This is a genomic window from Lutibacter profundi, from assembly GCF_001543325.1.
Classification (GTDB): domain Bacteria; phylum Bacteroidota; class Bacteroidia; order Flavobacteriales; family Flavobacteriaceae; genus Lutibacter; species Lutibacter profundi.
The window spans coordinates 2,407,980-2,425,545 of record NZ_CP013355.1; the positions used below are offsets into that span (position 1 = coordinate 2,407,980).

At 29.1% G+C, this 17,566-nt stretch carries 12 protein-coding genes; 2 read left to right on the forward strand and 10 right to left on the reverse strand.

Features of this window, described 5'->3' with window-relative positions:
- Positions 1-275 precede the first annotated feature (275 nt).
- The 4 genes from Lupro_RS10640 to Lupro_RS10655 all read right to left on the reverse strand — a co-directional run bounded on the left by Lupro_RS10640 (position 276) and on the right by Lupro_RS10655 (position 8,784).
- On the reverse strand, positions 276-3,488 hold the full coding sequence (locus tag Lupro_RS10640; protein ID WP_068209929.1) for a S41 family peptidase: 3,213 nt from the start codon (positions 3,486-3,488) through the stop codon (positions 276-278).
- Between the two features lie 96 nt (positions 3,489-3,584).
- A complete protein-coding gene (locus tag Lupro_RS10645; RefSeq protein WP_068209932.1) occupies positions 3,585-5,120 on the reverse strand; it encodes a YifB family Mg chelatase-like AAA ATPase in 1,536 nt (511 codons plus the stop codon).
- A 245-nt stretch (positions 5,121-5,365) separates the two neighbouring features.
- Positions 5,366-6,400: a LacI family DNA-binding transcriptional regulator gene (locus tag Lupro_RS10650; protein ID WP_068209935.1), complete on the reverse strand. Its 1,035-nt coding sequence runs from the start codon at positions 6,398-6,400 to the stop codon at positions 5,366-5,368.
- A complete protein-coding gene (locus Lupro_RS10655) occupies positions 6,397-8,784 on the reverse strand; it encodes a penicillin acylase family protein (RefSeq protein ID WP_068209939.1) in 2,388 nt (795 codons plus the stop codon). The genes Lupro_RS10650 and Lupro_RS10655 overlap by 4 nt, the downstream gene beginning before the upstream one ends.
- Before the next feature lie 130 nt (positions 8,785-8,914).
- On the opposite strand from Lupro_RS10655, the gene Lupro_RS10660 reads away from it, so the two are divergent.
- Positions 8,915-9,388 (forward strand): hypothetical protein, encoded by a 474-nt coding sequence (locus tag Lupro_RS10660; protein WP_068209942.1) that lies wholly within the window; start codon positions 8,915-8,917, stop codon positions 9,386-9,388.
- The gene (locus Lupro_RS10665; protein WP_068209945.1) at positions 9,381-9,581 is read left to right on the forward strand and encodes a helix-turn-helix transcriptional regulator; all 201 of its coding nucleotides are present in this window, start codon (positions 9,381-9,383) and stop codon (positions 9,579-9,581) included. The genes Lupro_RS10660 and Lupro_RS10665 overlap by 8 nt, the downstream gene beginning before the upstream one ends.
- Here Lupro_RS10665 and Lupro_RS10670 read toward each other — a convergent pair.
- From Lupro_RS10670 to lpdA, 6 genes are all read right to left on the reverse strand, one after another.
- Entirely contained in the window at positions 9,578-10,093 is a 516-nt protein-coding gene (locus Lupro_RS10670) for a DinB family protein (RefSeq protein ID WP_068209948.1), read from the reverse strand. The two genes, Lupro_RS10665 and Lupro_RS10670, sit on opposite strands and share 4 nt — an antisense overlap.
- A 2-nt stretch (positions 10,094-10,095) precedes the next feature.
- The gene (locus Lupro_RS10675; protein WP_068209952.1) at positions 10,096-12,684 is read right to left on the reverse strand and encodes a phosphoenolpyruvate carboxylase; all 2,589 of its coding nucleotides are present in this window, start codon (positions 12,682-12,684) and stop codon (positions 10,096-10,098) included.
- A gap of 88 nt (positions 12,685-12,772) precedes the next feature.
- Positions 12,773-13,144: a hypothetical protein gene (locus Lupro_RS10680; RefSeq protein ID WP_068209955.1), complete on the reverse strand. Its 372-nt coding sequence runs from the start codon at positions 13,142-13,144 to the stop codon at positions 12,773-12,775.
- 40 nt (positions 13,145-13,184) lie between these two features.
- The gene (gene tilS / locus Lupro_RS10685) at positions 13,185-14,531 is read right to left on the reverse strand and encodes a tRNA lysidine(34) synthetase TilS (protein WP_068209957.1); all 1,347 of its coding nucleotides are present in this window, start codon (positions 14,529-14,531) and stop codon (positions 13,185-13,187) included.
- A gap of 19 nt (positions 14,532-14,550) precedes the next feature.
- Positions 14,551-15,873, reverse strand: coding sequence for an anthranilate synthase component I family protein (locus tag Lupro_RS10690; RefSeq protein ID WP_068209960.1), 1,323 nt, complete (start codon positions 15,871-15,873; stop codon positions 14,551-14,553).
- Positions 15,874-15,938: 65 nt separating this feature from the next.
- Entirely contained in the window at positions 15,939-17,339 is a 1,401-nt protein-coding gene (gene lpdA, locus Lupro_RS10695; protein ID WP_068209963.1) for a dihydrolipoyl dehydrogenase, read from the reverse strand.
- Positions 17,340-17,566 lie beyond the last annotated feature (227 nt).

The window sequence follows — 17,566 nt, forward strand, 5'->3', positions numbered from 1 at the left end:
TTAATTTCTGCTTATAGATCGTCTTTATTGCTAATTAGTGCTGTTGAATGATTTTTAAGGGTGATAAGAATGAAGAGGTCATGGGTTTAACTCCCATCTTCTCCACTTTAATAAATTTAGCATAAAAAAACCTCACTATACCGTGAGGTTTTTATTGCAATTTCCCATTAATTCTAAATATACTTCTCTTTTTCCATTACAAATTTAAGATTAGTATCTAAAATAATTGAGGGGAAATATAACTATAAAAAAAGGGGAATATTCCCCTTTTTATTTTATACTTGTTTAAGTAATTCTTCTACAGCTTTTTTTAGTTGAGAATCTTTTCCTTTTGCTCTATCATCAAGGTTATTATAGATAATAATATCAGGAGTAGCAGGTGTAAAATCCATGTTTTTACCAGAAGATTTTATATACCAACCTCTAAAAGGAACTCTCACATAAGAACCATCTATTAAATTATGCCCTCCAGTAGATATAACGGCTCCAAAAGTAGGTGTGCCAATTAACTTTCCAATTTCTAATTCTTTATAAGCATGTGAAAAAATCTCAGCATTGGAGTAACTGTTTTGATTGCATAATGCAATTGAAGGTTTTACTAATGCAGCTAATGGCAACCGTTCACTGTAGGGATAATAATTTTTAAATTTCTCATGCTCTTTTTTGAGATCTTGTGCGGCTCCTCTAGGAATTGTATACGCGTGCTGTTTAACATTTAAAACGGCCATTAAATAATCTGTAGTCCATCCACCTCCATTATAACGAACATCAATTACAATACCTTCTTTTCCTAATCCTGCAGCGGTTAACTCACGTTCAAAACGTTCAAAACTTGTCCAATTCATTCCTTGAATATGAATGTAGCCTAAACGACCATTTGAATACTTTTTTGTTAAGCGTTTACGTTCTTTTACCCAAGCATTGTAATTATCGGTCTTTGAACTTGATTTGGGTCTTATTATTATTTCTTTTTCCTTCCCATTTGAAATAACGCCTAAAATAACTTTTTCATTATCGGTATTTGTTAGGTGTTTATATATATTTTCTGAAACGGAAACTTTTTCTCCATTTACGGAGGTAATAATATCTCCTTTGTAAAGTTTACTTATATTTCTATCAGAAGCAGTATTTGGTGTAACATTTGAAACTTGAAGCTGTTTATTTTTTGGCGTAAATTCAACACCTAAGATTCCGGTAGATTCTTCTTGTACAGTTTCTCTTTTTTCACCTCTATACATTCCCATGTGACTGGCATTAATTTGCCCCAACATTTTATTAAAAATATTTTTAAAATCGGTTCTAGTTGATGCTTTTAAAGCTAAGGGTTTGTATATGTTTTTTAATTTACGCCAATTTTGTCCGTGATAGTTAGGGTCATAAAATCTATTGTTAATTACCTGCCAAGCTTCTTCAAAAATTTGATTGGACTCTTCTTTGTAATTAATTTTTACAACAGCTTTAAATGGTAAATCTTCTTTTTTGTCACTTGCCAATTTAATTCTGAAAGATTTCCCTTTACTTAAGTAATAAATATAATCTTCTTCAGAATTTAAAGATACAACAACAGGCTTTGAATTACTTGATGTAAGTTTCTTTTTCTCTTTCCCTTCCCAATTAATTTGGTATAAATCAGATTCAATATCAGGGTTACCCCTACCGCTATTTCCTGTGGTATAATAAAAAGTTTTTCCGTCTTTTGAAATAGCATCTAAATACTCGCCTCCAGTATATGAAGTTACTTGTTGCTGACGTTCATAAATATTTTCAAAATCTATAGTTACATCTTTTACGTTGTTTTTAGTTTTGTTATCTTTTTTTTTACTTTCTTTTTCATCTTTATTTTTATCAGCTATTTCATCCCAGTCTTGTTGTGTTTTTTCCCAATCTTCTTTTTTTAACCAAACAAACCAAATATCATGGTCGCCATTATTTCTATTAGATGAGAAGGCAATTTTAGAACCATCTTTACTCCAAATAGCCCCAATATCTGATTTTGGGTGCATTGATATATTTACAGGTTTTTGGCTATTATCAGCTTTATGAATATAAATTTCTTCATTAAAATATAAGTCACTTAAATTGTAAGTAATCCATTTAGAATCTGGAGACCAAGCAATATTTGAAGGCGTATCCCAACCGTTAAGTAAAATTTTTTCATTACTAATTTTCCCTTCTTTAGAAATTGAAGCAATAATTAATTTTCCATATCCTTGATTATAGGCTATTAGTTTTTTATTTGGAGATAGCACAGGATTCGTATTTCCTTCTTTATTATTTGTGAGGCGAATTATTGTACGCTTTAATGTTGTATATAAATTTTTATTAGTTGGGTCATTTGATGTTACCGCATAAATATTATTAACTCCATTTCGGTCTGAAACAAAAATTACAGTACTGTTATTTAACCAAGTTACATCATAATCTTTATAAGCGGAATTAGAGATGTTTATACTTCTACTTTTTTCAGCATCATTTTCAGCAATAAAAATTTCACCTCTAATAACCATTATTCTGTATTTTCCATTTGGTGATACTACCATTTCAGAAGCATCTGATGTATAAGTCTTTCTTTCAATGGGGTCAAGCCGATAATCACTGTTAATTGTAATATTAATAGGGGTAATTTTTTTTGTAATTGCATTTAAGAGCCATACTTTATCACCTGAAACAAATACAATATCTCGCCCATTTTTACTTATATTAAATGAAAACAACCCCATATCTTTTAAAAACGTTAATTGAGAGACTGTTCCATCTTTTTTACCTAAATCATCAATTGTAATTTTGTGAATATTATATTTTCCACTTCTAGCAGATTGAAAATAAATAGTATTATTATTTGCCCAATTTGGTGCTAAATCTTGCCCTTTAAAAGTAGTAAGTTGGTTATATTTATCGTTTTTAATATCGTACAACCAAATATCTCTATTTGCAGGGCCTTTATAAGCTTCACGTTCAATCCTACAAGTACCACGTGTAAAGGCTATAAATTTTCTATTTGGAGAAAGTTTAGCATCAAACCCCAGAGCGTTTAAAATTCGAAAAGGAGTTCCTCCATTAGCACTTACTGATTGAATTTCGGGTTCTCGTTCTATTTGAACGAAATTTCTTACTGTAGTAAAAATGATATTATTTTCAGATGTAAAATCGGTTATTTGATCATTTGCAGAATGAAATGTAATTCTAGTTGGCGTGCCACCGTTTGAAGGGATAGTAAAAATATCATTATTTCCAAACCGATTACTTTGAAAAGCAATAACCTTTCCATTTGTACTCCAAATAGGATTTGTATCATAAGCATTGTGTATGGTTAATCGTTTCAAATTTTCCCCAGAGGTAGTAACAGTCCAAATATCACCCATATAGTTGAAAGCCATAATCTTACCATCTGGACTTAGTGAAGGAGTGTTAATTAAAGGATTGTTTTGTGCATGTAAATTTGAGTGTATACCAAACACACACAGGAGTATTAATAGTATATTTTTCATAAAGTTTGATTAAGTTGTTTAATTTCAAAGTTACAAATTTGAAAGTACTCACCTCCAAGTGGTTATTTAATTTTAACAAAAGTTTAAGGGTTTGTTTTACCCCAACCAGCCCTCTCTATCTAAACTTCTATATTGAATAGCTTCAGAGATGTGAGTTGTTGAAATTTCTTGAACACCATCTAAATCAGCTATTGTTCTTGATACTTTTAAAATTCTGTCGTAAGCTCTAGCCGATAAATTTAAACGTTCCATAGCAGTTTTTAAAAGTGTCTTACTTTCTTCGTTTAATTTGCAAAATTCACGAATATGCTTAACTGTCATTTGAGCATTGTAATGGGTATTTTCTACATCAACAAACCGTTCAGATTGTATTTCTCTTGCTTTTGTAACGCGTTCTCTAATAGTTTTGCTTGGTTCAGCTAAGTGTTCTTCGGATAGTTTTTCAAAAGGGACAGGAGTTACTTCAATATGGATATCTATTCTGTCTAAAAGAGGTCCAGATATTTTACCTAAATAGCGTTGCATTTCAGCTGGTGATGAAGTTATAGGTGCATCAGGATCATTAAAATAACCGCTAGGGCTGGGATTCATACTTGCTACTAACATAAAACTACTAGGATATGTTACTGTAAATCGTGCTCTAGAAATAGTAATTTCTCTATCTTCTAGTGGTTGTCTCATAACTTCTAAAACAGTACGTTTAAACTCGGGTAATTCATCTAAAAATAACACACCGTTATGTGATAATGAAATTTCTCCTGGTTGAGGGTATTGACCTCCGCCTACTAAAGCAACATCAGAAATTGTATGATGTGGAGCGCGAAAAGGGCGTTGCCCCATTAGGCCAGCATCTTTAATTTTTCCAACAACTGAATGTATTTTTGTTGTTTCTAGAGCCTCTTGTAAAGTCATTGGAGGTAAAATAGAAGGTAGCCTTTTGCTTAACATTGTTTTTCCACTTCCTGGAGGTCCAATTAAAATAATATTATGACCTCCTGCTGCTGCAATTTCCATAGAGCGTTTTACAGATTCTTGTCCCTTAACATCTGCAAAGTCAAATTCAGGATTGTCTAAATTTTTATAAAACTCAGTACGAGTATCAATAATGGTTCGTTCTAAGGCTGTTTTTTTATCAAAAAAATGAATAACCTCTAAAATATTCTCAACACCAAACACTTCTAAATTACTAACTATAGCCGCTTCTTTGGCATTTTGTTTTGGTAAAATAAAACCTTTAAATCCTTCTTCACTTGCTTTAATGGCAATTGGTAAAGCACCTTTTATAGGTTGTAAACTTCCATCTAATGAAAGCTCTCCCATGATTAAATAGTCGCCAATTTTTTCAGATTTAATTTGATTTGAAGCTGTTAAAATCCCAATAGCCAAAGTGAGGTCGTAAGCAGATCCTTCTTTACGTAAATCAGCGGGAGCCATGTTTATGGTAATTTTTTTACCTGGGAGCTTGTAGCCATTATTTTTTAATGCGGCAGAAATTCGGTAACTACTTTCTTTAATAGCATTGTCTGGTAATCCAACAAGATGATATCCAATACCTTTATCTATATTTACTTCTACAGTTATTGTGGTGGCTTCAACGCCAAAGACGGCGCTACCAAAAATTTTCACTAGCATATTTTTTTGTATAAAAATACAATTTCATATTAATAAATGATGCAAGAATTATATATTTTTACTTTGACATTATTTTTACGATGGCAATTTTAATAAAGGGAATATTCAATTTTAGAAAAATAGACTCTTTAAAATTTTCGAAAATCAAAGGATTTTTAATCATATATTGAAGTAAAAACTGTACTTTTTAAAAGGAATAGAACTAGATTTTTTTAAAGTTTTAAATAAGGTAGATAACATGTTTTTTAAAATTTGACAAACATTTTTTTTGTTGAATCACGTTCAACTAATTCTGTTCTAATAATTTCAGTTTTAATATCATCAAATTCAATTTTTCCTTCAATTTTATCAATTAACCTTTTAGCTGCAACTTCACCAGTTGTATGTGCAAATCGGTTAACACTAGTTAGTGGCGGTGTACTATATCTTGATAAAATACCATTGGTAAATCCTATAATAGCAATATCATCAGGAATTTTAATAGTGCGTTTATTTAAAACTTGTGTTGCAATTGCTCCTGAAACTTCATCAATTGTAAAAATACCATCAACGGTATTTGTATCTAACATTTGGTTAATGCGTTTTTTTAAGCCTTTTTCGTTTTTTTGTCTAATAATAATATTTTCATTAGGAACTACATTGTATTTGGTAAGAGCTTTTAAATACCCTTTTACTCTAAAACTATTTATTTTTAATCCCTCTGAAGTAGTTATTAAAGCAATATTTTTACATTCAGAGCGCATCAAAAAACGAGTTGCTTTATAAGCACTTTTTATATTGTCTGTAACAACTTTATCACAGTTAATGTTTTTGTGTACACGATCGTACAAAACAATGGGTGTTTTTTCTTCTAAAATAGTGTAAAAATGTTCAAAGTTTTTATTCTTCAAAGTTTCTATAGATAGGCAAGCTATAAAACCATCAATAGCTCCGTTAGAGAGCATTTCCATGGTGTCTACTTCTTTTTTGTAAGATTCATTTGTTATGCAGGTAATAATATTATAGCCTCTTTTGGTTGAAGTTTTTTCTATTCCTCTTAAAACTCTGGCAAAGTAATAATTTAAAATGTTTGGAATTATAATACCTATTGTTTTTGTTCTTTTATTTTGTAAACTTAGCGCTAGTGTATTAGGCTTGTACTTGTGTAATTTAGCATATTCTTGAATCCTTTTTTTAGTTTCATCACTAATTTCATAACTGTCATTCAAAGCTTTTGAAACTGTAGAGATAGAAACAGATAATGCTTTTGCAATTTGTTTAATGGTTATTCTTTTATTCATCTTTTAGGTTCAATCATTAGTTTAGTTGAAACACGTATAATTTCATCTTTATTCATTTTCATTTTTCTAAATTCACCTTTGTTGTACATTTTTGCTTGATCTTTGTAGTGTTTACTAAAAGGGTTACCAGATTCTCCAGTTGGCAAAATGCTAATGCTATTTTCAACATCTGAAAAATCTATAATTCTTCGTGTTGAAGAACCTGCATTCACATTATACAAGCCAGAATTGTTAAAATTAAAAATACTGTTGTTAATTACTTCGTTAGCACCTTTTATTGGAAAAGGACCAACATTAAAATAATTTTTTAAAGCAGCAATAGTTCCCAAAGGATGTTTGTGTTCTAGTGTATGTACTTTTCCCCAATTCCAAGTTGTAATATTTTTTCCAAGTTGCTTTTCTAAAGATGCTACAGATTCACTAAGTGATTTTGATAAAATATCTTTTCTGGTTTCTATGTTGTTTTTAGTGGTTATATCATCCCACCAAATAGAAGAATCTTTTTCAATTTGACTAGCAATAATTCTTTTTGATAAATGTGTATTTAAAAGTTGTGTAAATAGCTCACTCCCTAATTCATCTTCAAAAGTGTTTTTTAAATAGATATAAATCCATTTATTATAAATAGTTGGAGCAACTGCATCTGTTGTATTTGAACCATTCCATAGTTGAAGAACATCAATAGCTCTTTGTTCATTTTTAGTAAAAGAGTTAAAATCAATAATGGAAGTTAATTTTTTAATAATGCTAGGAGAAACAGCTGAAGTTACATCGTTTATCATTGCAGCCATTGTTTGTTTATTCCAATTATTTTTTGGTTCTAATAACTCAACAATACGTTTCGCCCTATCTTCAGGAAGATAATATCCAGGATACAACATATTAGCAATAGTATCAGGTTGATTATTGGCAGAATATACGTAATTCCATGACGGGTTTTCAGCCATTGGATTATTGCTAAAATTTAAATATTCAATAGGATCATCTTCACCAGAGGCTCCATCTAAAATAAATTTTCGATTAACATTTGGTTTGTTTTTGTATAACTTACCTGCAGCCCACCAAGCTACATTTCCTTTTGCATCACCATACATAATATTTAAACCAGGTGCATAAATCATAGAAGCACCTTTTTTTACATCTTTCATTTCGGTGGCTCTTGAAATAGTATAAAGGGCATTGAGCATTTTACCTTCAAATTTGGTAAATACCCAAGACATAGCAATAGGAGCTGTTTCTGAAATTGTATTAACAACATCATTCATAATTGGTCCATGTCGTGTGCTTTTAACATTAATAGTGACATCTTTTGCGTCTTTAACTTTAATGGTTTTGGTAATTGTTATATAATCTTCGTAACCATTAGGAGTTTTATATTTGTTACTATTGGTAGGGTGATTTTCTTCTTTATAAAAATCAATATCATCATTTTCAAACATAGTTAAACCATAAGCAAAATCTCTATTGTGCCCTAATAAAGGGAATGGTACTCCTGCTAAATGATATCCGTACAATTCGTAGTTTGGTGTTGAAATATGTGCTTCATACCAAACAGCAGGTTGTGAGTACGCAATATGTGGATCATTGGCAAAAATAACATTTCCTGTACTTGTTTTTTTAGGTGAAACCACCCAACTATTACTTCCAATAAACGGGGGTATGGGTGAATTACTCATAATTTCATTTATCTGATAAACCATAGATGATAAACTTTCAACTGTAGGTTTAGAATTTTTTATAAGCACAGTATTTGGGTTGATATCAATACCAAGATCATTTATATATTGATTTCCTAATTTTTCTTTAATAACGCTTAATAAAGGGTCTGTTTTTTGAGCCATTGCAAAACTAAACGACATATAACCCATAACATTATAAATGTCAATTAATTGAAAGGGCTCTTTTTCTATACCTATTAAAGTAAATTCAATGGGTGTTGGTCCATTTTTAAGAAATTGATTAACACCATTTAAATAAGCGATAGACAACTTATAAACATCACTATTTTTATCTAATTTCTCAATAGATTTTTTGGAAGCTTCTTCAATTCCTAAACGAGCAAAAAACATATCATTCTTTAACATTTTTCCCCCAAAAATTTCTGACAATCTACCCGGAGCAATTCTCCTCATTAATTCCATTTGCCAAAGTCTGTCCTGTGCATGCACATATCCTAAAGCCGTCATAGCATCTAATTGATTTTCAGCATAAATATGAGGAATGCCATAATCATCAAAATATACAGTGGTTTTTTTTGTGATGTTTTCCAACTTAATAGAACCAGAATAGGAAGGTTTCAAACTGTTGAAATAAATTACCCCTCCAATTAAAACGAATACTAAAAGTAGACTAATTATGATTAAAACTTTTTTAAATGTGCGCATTTGAAAATAATTATTTTATCGTTAGTTCAAATATAATATTTTATATCATACAAACATAAATTGTAAAAAATATTTGTCTAAATGTAAAGTATTTATTACATTTAGATAAATGTTAAAATAAAATAGTTATATGAAATCAAGATTTTTATTTCCACATAAATATAAACTCCTAGGATGGTTTTTATTTATAGGAGGATTTGCATTAGGAATAGTTTTACTGTTTAATGACTATGAATACCCTCAATGGGAAATGAATGTTTTTCCTTTATTGGGAGAAAAGGATGTATTTTCTTTATCTCCCTTAAAATGGAAAAAAAATAATGTGTCAGATGAAATTGCTTCAATTTTACTAATTGTAGGCGGAATTTTAGTCTCATTTTCAAAAACAAAAGACGAAGATGAATATATTTCAAAAATTAGAATGGAATCTTTAATTTGGGCAACCTATATAAATTATATTATTTTAATTTTTGCAGTATTTTTTGTGTTTGATTTAACTTTTTTAAACATTATGATTTTTAATATGTTTACCATATTATTTTTCTTTATAATTCGTTTTCACTACGTATTGTACAAATCTAAAAATGTTTTTGAAGATGAATAATACAATAAAAGTTGAACGAGCAATTTATAATTTAACTCAAGCCAAATTGGCTGAAATGATTGGTGTTAGTAGGCAAACTATAAATGCTATGGAATTAAACAAATACGTTCCGTCAACGGTATTGGCTTTGAAAATTTCAAGAATATTTAAAAAACCTGTCAATGAAATTTTCTTTTTGGATAAAGATGATTAAAGATATTTTTCTTTAATAATATTTAAATGGTGAATTTGATGGCCAGCGATAATAAATCCTAATGCTCTAACAGACATGTTGTTCCCGTTTGCAGATCCAGCATTGATTAACATTTCATTTGAAAAACTTTTAAATAGTGAAATGGTAGCCTTTCTAATTAAAGAAAACTCATTTAACAACTCATTAAAATCTCTACTATTTCCATTAGAGTTATTTACATACCAATCTTCATCAAAACCTTGTAAATCTGTAGTGTCATTTCTAGCAAAGCGCAAAGCTCTATAACTCAACACTCGTTCTGCATCAATTATGTGTTGAATTAATTCTTTAATAGTCCATTTTCCTTCTTCATATCTATATTGAAGTTTTTCTTCAGGTAAGTCTTTCAGTGTATTCATTAAATTTTCTAATGAATCATTTAATATTTCCAATAAATTTACATCACCTAAAATTGTAATATAATTTTTATAGAAGGGTGAATATTCGTTTTCTTTTAGCTGATTTGAGTTCATAATTAAGCTGAATTTCTACTTGCGTTAATATTTCCAAACAATGATCTAGTTACCATTTTTTCATATACTTTAATTAAATTAGTATCAGGATTTTGTTGTTTTTGTAATTTCTGAATCTCACGCAATGCATATTGTTGTATGGTTAGTAAAGGTAGCACAATATTTTCGCGAATATCTATAGATGCTTTTCCAACTTTATTGCTTTGCATTAATTCATCATAGTTAGAAAGTTTTAAAATAAGCCTTTTCGAAATTTTATATTCATTGTAAATAAGTTTCCAAAAAGCTCCAAATTCTTCATCTTCACTCATATATTTGGTTAGTTCAAAAAAAGATTTTGAAAGAGACATCATACTATTTCCAATAAGTGTTTTGAAAAAATCGGAATTATTATAAAATGTTTTTAGTTTATTAAATTCACCATTATCTTCATATTTTTTTAGAGCAGATCCAACGCCATAAAAACCAGGAACATTTTGTTTTAGCTGACTCCAAGAGCCAACAAAAGGTATAGCACGTAAATCTGCAAAGTTTAATTTTTTAGATTTAGAACGTTTTGAAGGTCGACTTCCAATATTCGTTTTAGCATAATATTTTAAAGTACTCATTCGTTCTAAGTATGGTAAAAATTTTGGATGGTTTTTGAAATTGGTATAAGCTTCATAGCTAGTTAATGCCAAATCATTCATAATTTCAGTATCTTCTTTAGTCATAACATTATTAGTACTACTAAATAATTCGTTTGAAATTCCTGAACTTAATAATTGTTCAATATTGTATTGAGCAGCATCTAAGGTTCCAAAATTGGAGCTAATAGTTTGTCCTTGTACCGTTAATTGTATTTCTTCATCTTCAATGGTTGGGCCTAATGACGCATAAAATTGATGTGTTTTTCCACCACCACGAGCAGGTGGGCCACCACGACCATCAAAAAAGATAACTTTTATACCGTGCTCTCTAGATATTTTTGTTAAGTTTTCTTTTGCTTTAAAAATAGACCAGTTTGCCATTAAATAACCACCATCTTTTGTTCCGTCAGAAAAGCCAAGCATAATAGTTTGTTTATTATTTCTATTTTTCAAATGCTTTTTATAGGCAGTGTTTGTGTATAATTTTTTCATAACACTCGTTGCATTTGTTAAGTCATTAATAGTTTCAAAAAGTGGAATAATATCAACGGTTATATTGTGTTTAAAATCGCATAAATTAAACATTGCAAATGTTTCCATTACATTTACGGCAGTTTGGTTATTACTAATAATATAGCGATTTGCGCCTTTTTCTCCATTACTTTGCTGAATGGTTTTTACAGCGTGTATTGAGCTTAATGTTTTGGTAACCATTTCATCTTTAAAAATAGATATATCAATGTTATCAGAAACTTTTGAAAGAATGTTTAGTTGTTCATTTTCTGAAAGTTCTAAATAGTTTTTTGGAAATAAGTTACTTCCATTTTTTTGTAAAGTTGTTACAATTTCTGAAAAAACTGTGTGATGGATTCTACTATCTTGTCGAATATCTAACGTTGCAAAATGATATCCAAATAAGTGCACTTTATTGATAAAATCGTTAATTTCATCTAAATAAAGAGATTGGTGTTTTGTAATAAGTGTTTCTTTTATTTGAAATAATTTTTCTTTAAACAAGTTTAAAGGAAGTAGTGTTTTAAAATCAGAATTAACGCTATTTTCAAAAATCATTTTTTCTAATTCTAAAATAGGCTGTTCAACACCATCAAAAGTTAAACGCCTTTTTAATAAACGAATATCTTTATAATAATTTTTTAAAATGGTTTGTTTTAAACGTTTGGCAACATCTAAAGTAATTTGTGTGGTAACAAAAGGGTTTCCATCTCTATCACCTCCAGGCCAAAAACCTAAATTAATTATCTCATTATCAATTAGTTCCCCGTTTAATATGTTGCTTTGAATATAGCTGTATACTTTTGAAATTGAGTGATAGAATACATTTTCTAAATACCATATTAAATTAATGGCTTCATCAAAAGGAGTGGGCTTTTCGTGTTTAAAAAACGGAGTTTTTCCCAACTGAGCTAGAAGTTTATTTATTAATAATAAATTATTATTTTCAATAGCTTCTGTTAAATCTGTTATAATTCCTAAAACAGTTCCAGGATAAAATTGTGTTGGGTGAGCTGTTAAAACAACGCGAACTTTAAAGTTTTTGAGATAATTTTTTAAATCTTCTTTTTTGTTTTCTAAAGAGGCCATTTCTTTGCTATTCCGTAAAGTCCCAACACCATCCATATTGTTAACAATTGGGAATGCTGCATCTTCAATTGCATCAAATAAAACAACCTGACGTTCAATGTATTGAATAAATTTAAACAATAAATTTATTTTTTCTGTTTCAGTTGGGTTTTCTTGGTATGTTTTAAAAAAGGTTTCTACAATTTCGGTTGGATTTTTTTTGTTTAAAAACCCATTTTCACAAACATCATGAAATAGTGGTAACAAAACGCCTGTTTTTGTTATTGTATCAAACGGAAGTGTCATAAAAATACTATTGTAAATTTGGTATTTTGCGAGTACATTTTCGTTAAACCTCGTAAGTTTTGGTGATTTGTGCATGTTTTTTATTTAGAATTGAAAATTACAAAAGCTTCATTAAAAAAGATTGTTTTGGTAAATAATTTAACGAAAACGTTTTTTAAAAACACTATTTTTTATTTTTTTCACGGACTTTGTATAAATCAGCAATTTTAAAAAAACTTTTTTGTAACTGTAAATTACTGTAAAGTTTATTATATGAATCGTAAATAAATTCAGTAGGAGGGTTGTATATAGGGTACATAGGAATGTTAAAATAACCTTCTTCAATATTTCTTAATTTTAAGAACATAAATTGGTAAGATGTTAAACGAAGTCTTTGGTTTATGTGGTATTTACTATTTAAGTTTGCCGTTTTTTTAAATACGGTTGTATAAATACTTGAAGGTAGTTTGCGTGTTTTGTCTTTTTCTTGTGAAAAACTTATAAAAGTAACAAGTAACAATGGTATTAATATAATTTTATATTTATTAAAAAACATAGAGAAAAACTAAACTAAATTATATGAGGTGGTTTTAAAGTTACAATTTTATTTTTAAAATTGTTGAAGTAGACTTAGAAACTTTAAATCTGTCATCTAGTCTTTTTCCTACAATCCAAATAATATCATTATCAGAACATAAAAGCCACATATTTTCTTTGTCAATTAGCGAAAGTTTTTGATCTTTAAAAAACTTGCTTATTTTCTTTTTTCCACCTAAACCTATTGGGTAAAAATAATCTCCCTTTCGTTTTTTTCGTAAAATTAAGGGATATGTAAGTTTGTTAAAATCAATTGAAATAGTATTTGTCTCAGTGGAAATTAATTCATTAAAAATTTTATTTTGATGTTTTTTGGTATCAAAAGGGATTTCAATTTTTTCAAATTCTAATTGAATAGGGAAAGTTATTTTAGAGGTATTTTCTTTAATTTCAAATACTCCAGATTCTTCTGTATTTGATAAATTAGTTAAAATTAAAACAGCTCTATCTTTAAGTAATCTATGTGTTTTACTCAAAAGTTGTTTTCCGCTTTGCGCATTTAATAAGTCGTCTACATCATTCCATGCTGTAAATCCATATTCTTTTAATAATTCGTATAAATAAATTTTCGGATTACTTAATTTTTTTAATTCTGAAATATTAAAATGCATTTCATTATTATGGGTAGTTATAACTTTTTGCTTAACATTTTGAATGCAATCTTTAATAATTTGCTTGCTCTCTTTCAGGTTTTCAAGGGTATTTTGAAATGTGTCTAACAAACTGGGATTTAATTCTTTTAAAACAGGAACTATTTTGTGTCTAATCTTATTTCTAACATATCTTAAAGATGAATTGCTCTGATCCTCTCTCCATTGTAATTTATTTTTGGTAGCATAAATTAAAATATCATTTCTATCAAAAGGAAGTAAAGGTCTTATGATATTGCCATTAATTTCAGGGATACCGGTTAATCCATCTAAACCTGTTCCTCGTGTTAAATTAATAATGAAAGTTTCAATTACATCATCTTTTTGATGTGCAGTTAATATAAAATCAATATTGTTTTGCTGTGTAATTTTTTGAAACCAATTGTAACGTAAATCTCTAGCTGCCATTTGAGTTGAGATACCATTTTCTAGTGCGTATTTTTTTGTTTCAAATTGAATTATAAATGTAGGTATTTTTAATTTATCACCTAATTCTTTTACAAATTGTTCATCTTTTTTACTTTCTTTTCCTCGTAACATGAAATTACAATGTGCTAATGAAATTGAAAAGTTTAGCTGATAAAATAAATCAGCTAAAACAGTGCTGTCAATTCCGCCAGAGATAGCAATCAGTAAATTTTTATCTTTTAAAAATGATAAATTTTGATGGATATGTTTTTGTAAAACAACTTTCATAATTTAAGGGTAAATATACCTATTTAGAGTTTAATAAAACGTATTTCATTGCTTTGGCTTTTAACAAGCATTCTTCATATTCTTTTTTAGGAATAGATTGTGCTGTAATTGCACTACCAACCGAATAGGATATGTACTTTTTTGAAGCATTGTACAAAATACTTCTAATAATTACATTGAAATCAAAATTACCTTTTGGTGTAAAATAACCCACAGCACCAGAGTATAAACCTCGTTTTGTTTCTTCCAGTTCTTCAATAATTTTCATTGCTGAAATTTTTGGAGCTCCAGTCATACTTCCCATTGGGAAGGTGTTTTTTATAATATCAACAGGATGAAGGTTTCTTTTAACTTTGCAAGAAATGGTTGAAATTAATTGGTGTACCTGTTCAAAAGTATACGCTTTACAAAGTTCGTCAACTTTTACAGATCCTTTAATTGCAAAACGAGATAAATCATTCCGAACTAAATCAACAATCATTATGTTTTCAGCGATTTCTTTTGGGTTTTGTGTTAATTTCTCGATTAACTTTAAATCTTCACTATAATTTTTAGCTCTTTTTGCTGTTCCTTTAATTGGTTGAGAGATTACAATTTTAGTATCTTTCTTTAAATAGCGTTCGGGTGAAGCAGATAATAAAAATAAGTCATTCAGTTTTAAAAAAGTTGCAAAAGGAGATTTAGATATTTCGTTTAAATTTTGATAAACTTCCACAGGGCTTATAGTCGTATTTTCGCTGTAAAACTCTTGACAAAAATTAGCTTCATAAATATCACCTCTATGAATATGGTTTAAAACAGCATTTAATTTTTGAAAATATTCATCTTTATGAATTCGAAGTTTTATTTTAACTTGCCCTTCAATACCGCTCAGGATTACTGCTTTGGGTTTTAGGATTTTAGTTTTAAAATGGTTAATTTTTTCTAAATCTAAATCAATTTCATTTTGATTATAGGAAAGGTATTTAAACTCAATAGTGTCTCCTTTAATTAAAAATATTTTTTTAGGTTGAAAAAAGAATAAATCAGGAAAATGCAATCCATCAAAGTTAGATGAAGTTAATTTTTCAACGTCATTTTTTAAATCATAACTTAAATAACCAAAAATATAATCGTTCACATTCGATTGATATTCTTTTAATTTTTGGAAGGCATTTGTATAATTAGTTTCAATTTTTGAAATGGTATCTACAGCTAATACTGCATCAAAATTAGAATGTTGTTGTTGGTAATTATTACTATCAAGCCATACAGCCGTTTTAAATTGCTGTGCCCATTTTAAAAGTTGCGTTTTAAATTTAGAAATATTTTCAACTTTAATTTTGGTGGTAGTTCGAAGCATTTGAGCAAAATTAAAAAAGTCCTTTCAATTTGAAAGAACTTTTTTAATTAATATTTATGTATTTTTTAACTATGAATAGCTCTGTTGTTAACAGCTAAACAAGCCTCTTTAAATGCTTCTGTATATGTTGGATGTGCATGCGATGAACGGGCAATATCTTCAGAAGAAGCTCTAAACTCCATAGCAATAACAGCTTCAGCTATCATATCTGCGGCTCTAGCTCCAATCATGTGAACTCCTAAAATTTCATCTGTTTTAGCATCAGCCAATACTTTTATTTGTCCGTCAATATCCATACTTGCTCTTGCTCTACCCAATGCACGCATAGCAAAAGTGCCAGATTTGTAATTTACACCAGCTTCTTTTAATTGCTCTTCTGTTTTACCAACCGTAGCAACTTCAGGCCATGTATAAACAACGCCAGGGATTAAATTGTAATCAATATGTGGTTTTTGACCTGCAATTAATTCAGCAACCATAGTTCCTTCTTCTTCAGCCTTGTGTGCTAACATTGCTCCTTTTACAACGTCGCCAATAGCATAAATAGTTGATACATTGGTTTGTAATTGTTCATTGGTTTCTATTTGACCCATTTCATTCACTTTAATACCAATGGTCTCTAGCCCTAATCCTTTAGTGTAAGGTTTTCTTCCTACTGAAATTAACGTATAATCTCCTTTAAATTCAGTTGAAACACCTTTTTTATTAGCTGCTGTAATAATAACTTCATTTCCATTATTAACAACAGAAGTAACTTTGTGACCAGTAAAAAATTTTAAACCTTGTTTTTTTAATGATTTTTGCAATTCTTTCGAAAGCATAGCATCCATACCAGGTGTAATTGTAGGCATATACTCTATAACAGAGACATCAGATCCTAATCTGCTGTAAACTGAACCTAATTCTAATCCAATTACACCACCACCAATAACAATTAAATGTTTTGGAATTTCAGTTAAGTTTAACGCCTCAGTTGAAGTAATAATTCTTTTTTTATCTAATTTTATAAAGGGTAAAGTTGATGGTTTTGAACCTGTTGCAATTATAGTTTTACTTACTTCAATCTGTTCCGTATCTCCATTATTTTTGGTAATAGTAATATGAGTGGGATCAATAAAGCTTCCAATACCTTGAAGTGTAGTAATATTATTTTTATCCATCAAATAATTAATACCACCCGAAGTTTGTGCAACTACTTCATTTTTACGAGCAATCATTTGCTTAAAATCAACTTCAAGTCCTTTTACATTAATTCCATGAGAGGTAAAGTGTTTATTAGCATCATAGTAATGATGTGAAGAATCTAACAAAGCCTTTGAAGGAATACAACCAACGTTTAGGCAGGTGCCACCTAGTGTATTGTATTTTTCAATAATAGCAGTTTTTAAGCCTAATTGCGCACAGCGTATGGCTGCAACATACCCTCCTGGTCCTGAGCCTATAACGGCTACGTCATATTTTTTCATAAAATGTAGTAAAATTGAGCAACAAAAATAGAAAATTTATTTTTGAATTTTACTAAAATATAAATTGAAATAAAACAATTAATAATTAATTATACTTAATTGAAAAACAGTTAATTATATAGTGTAAAATATTCTTGGTAAATATAATTAGGTATTCATTCTCCTAATTATACCATTTATTAACAAAATAACTCCATTTGTTAAATTTTTAAGTAAAAAGTATTGAT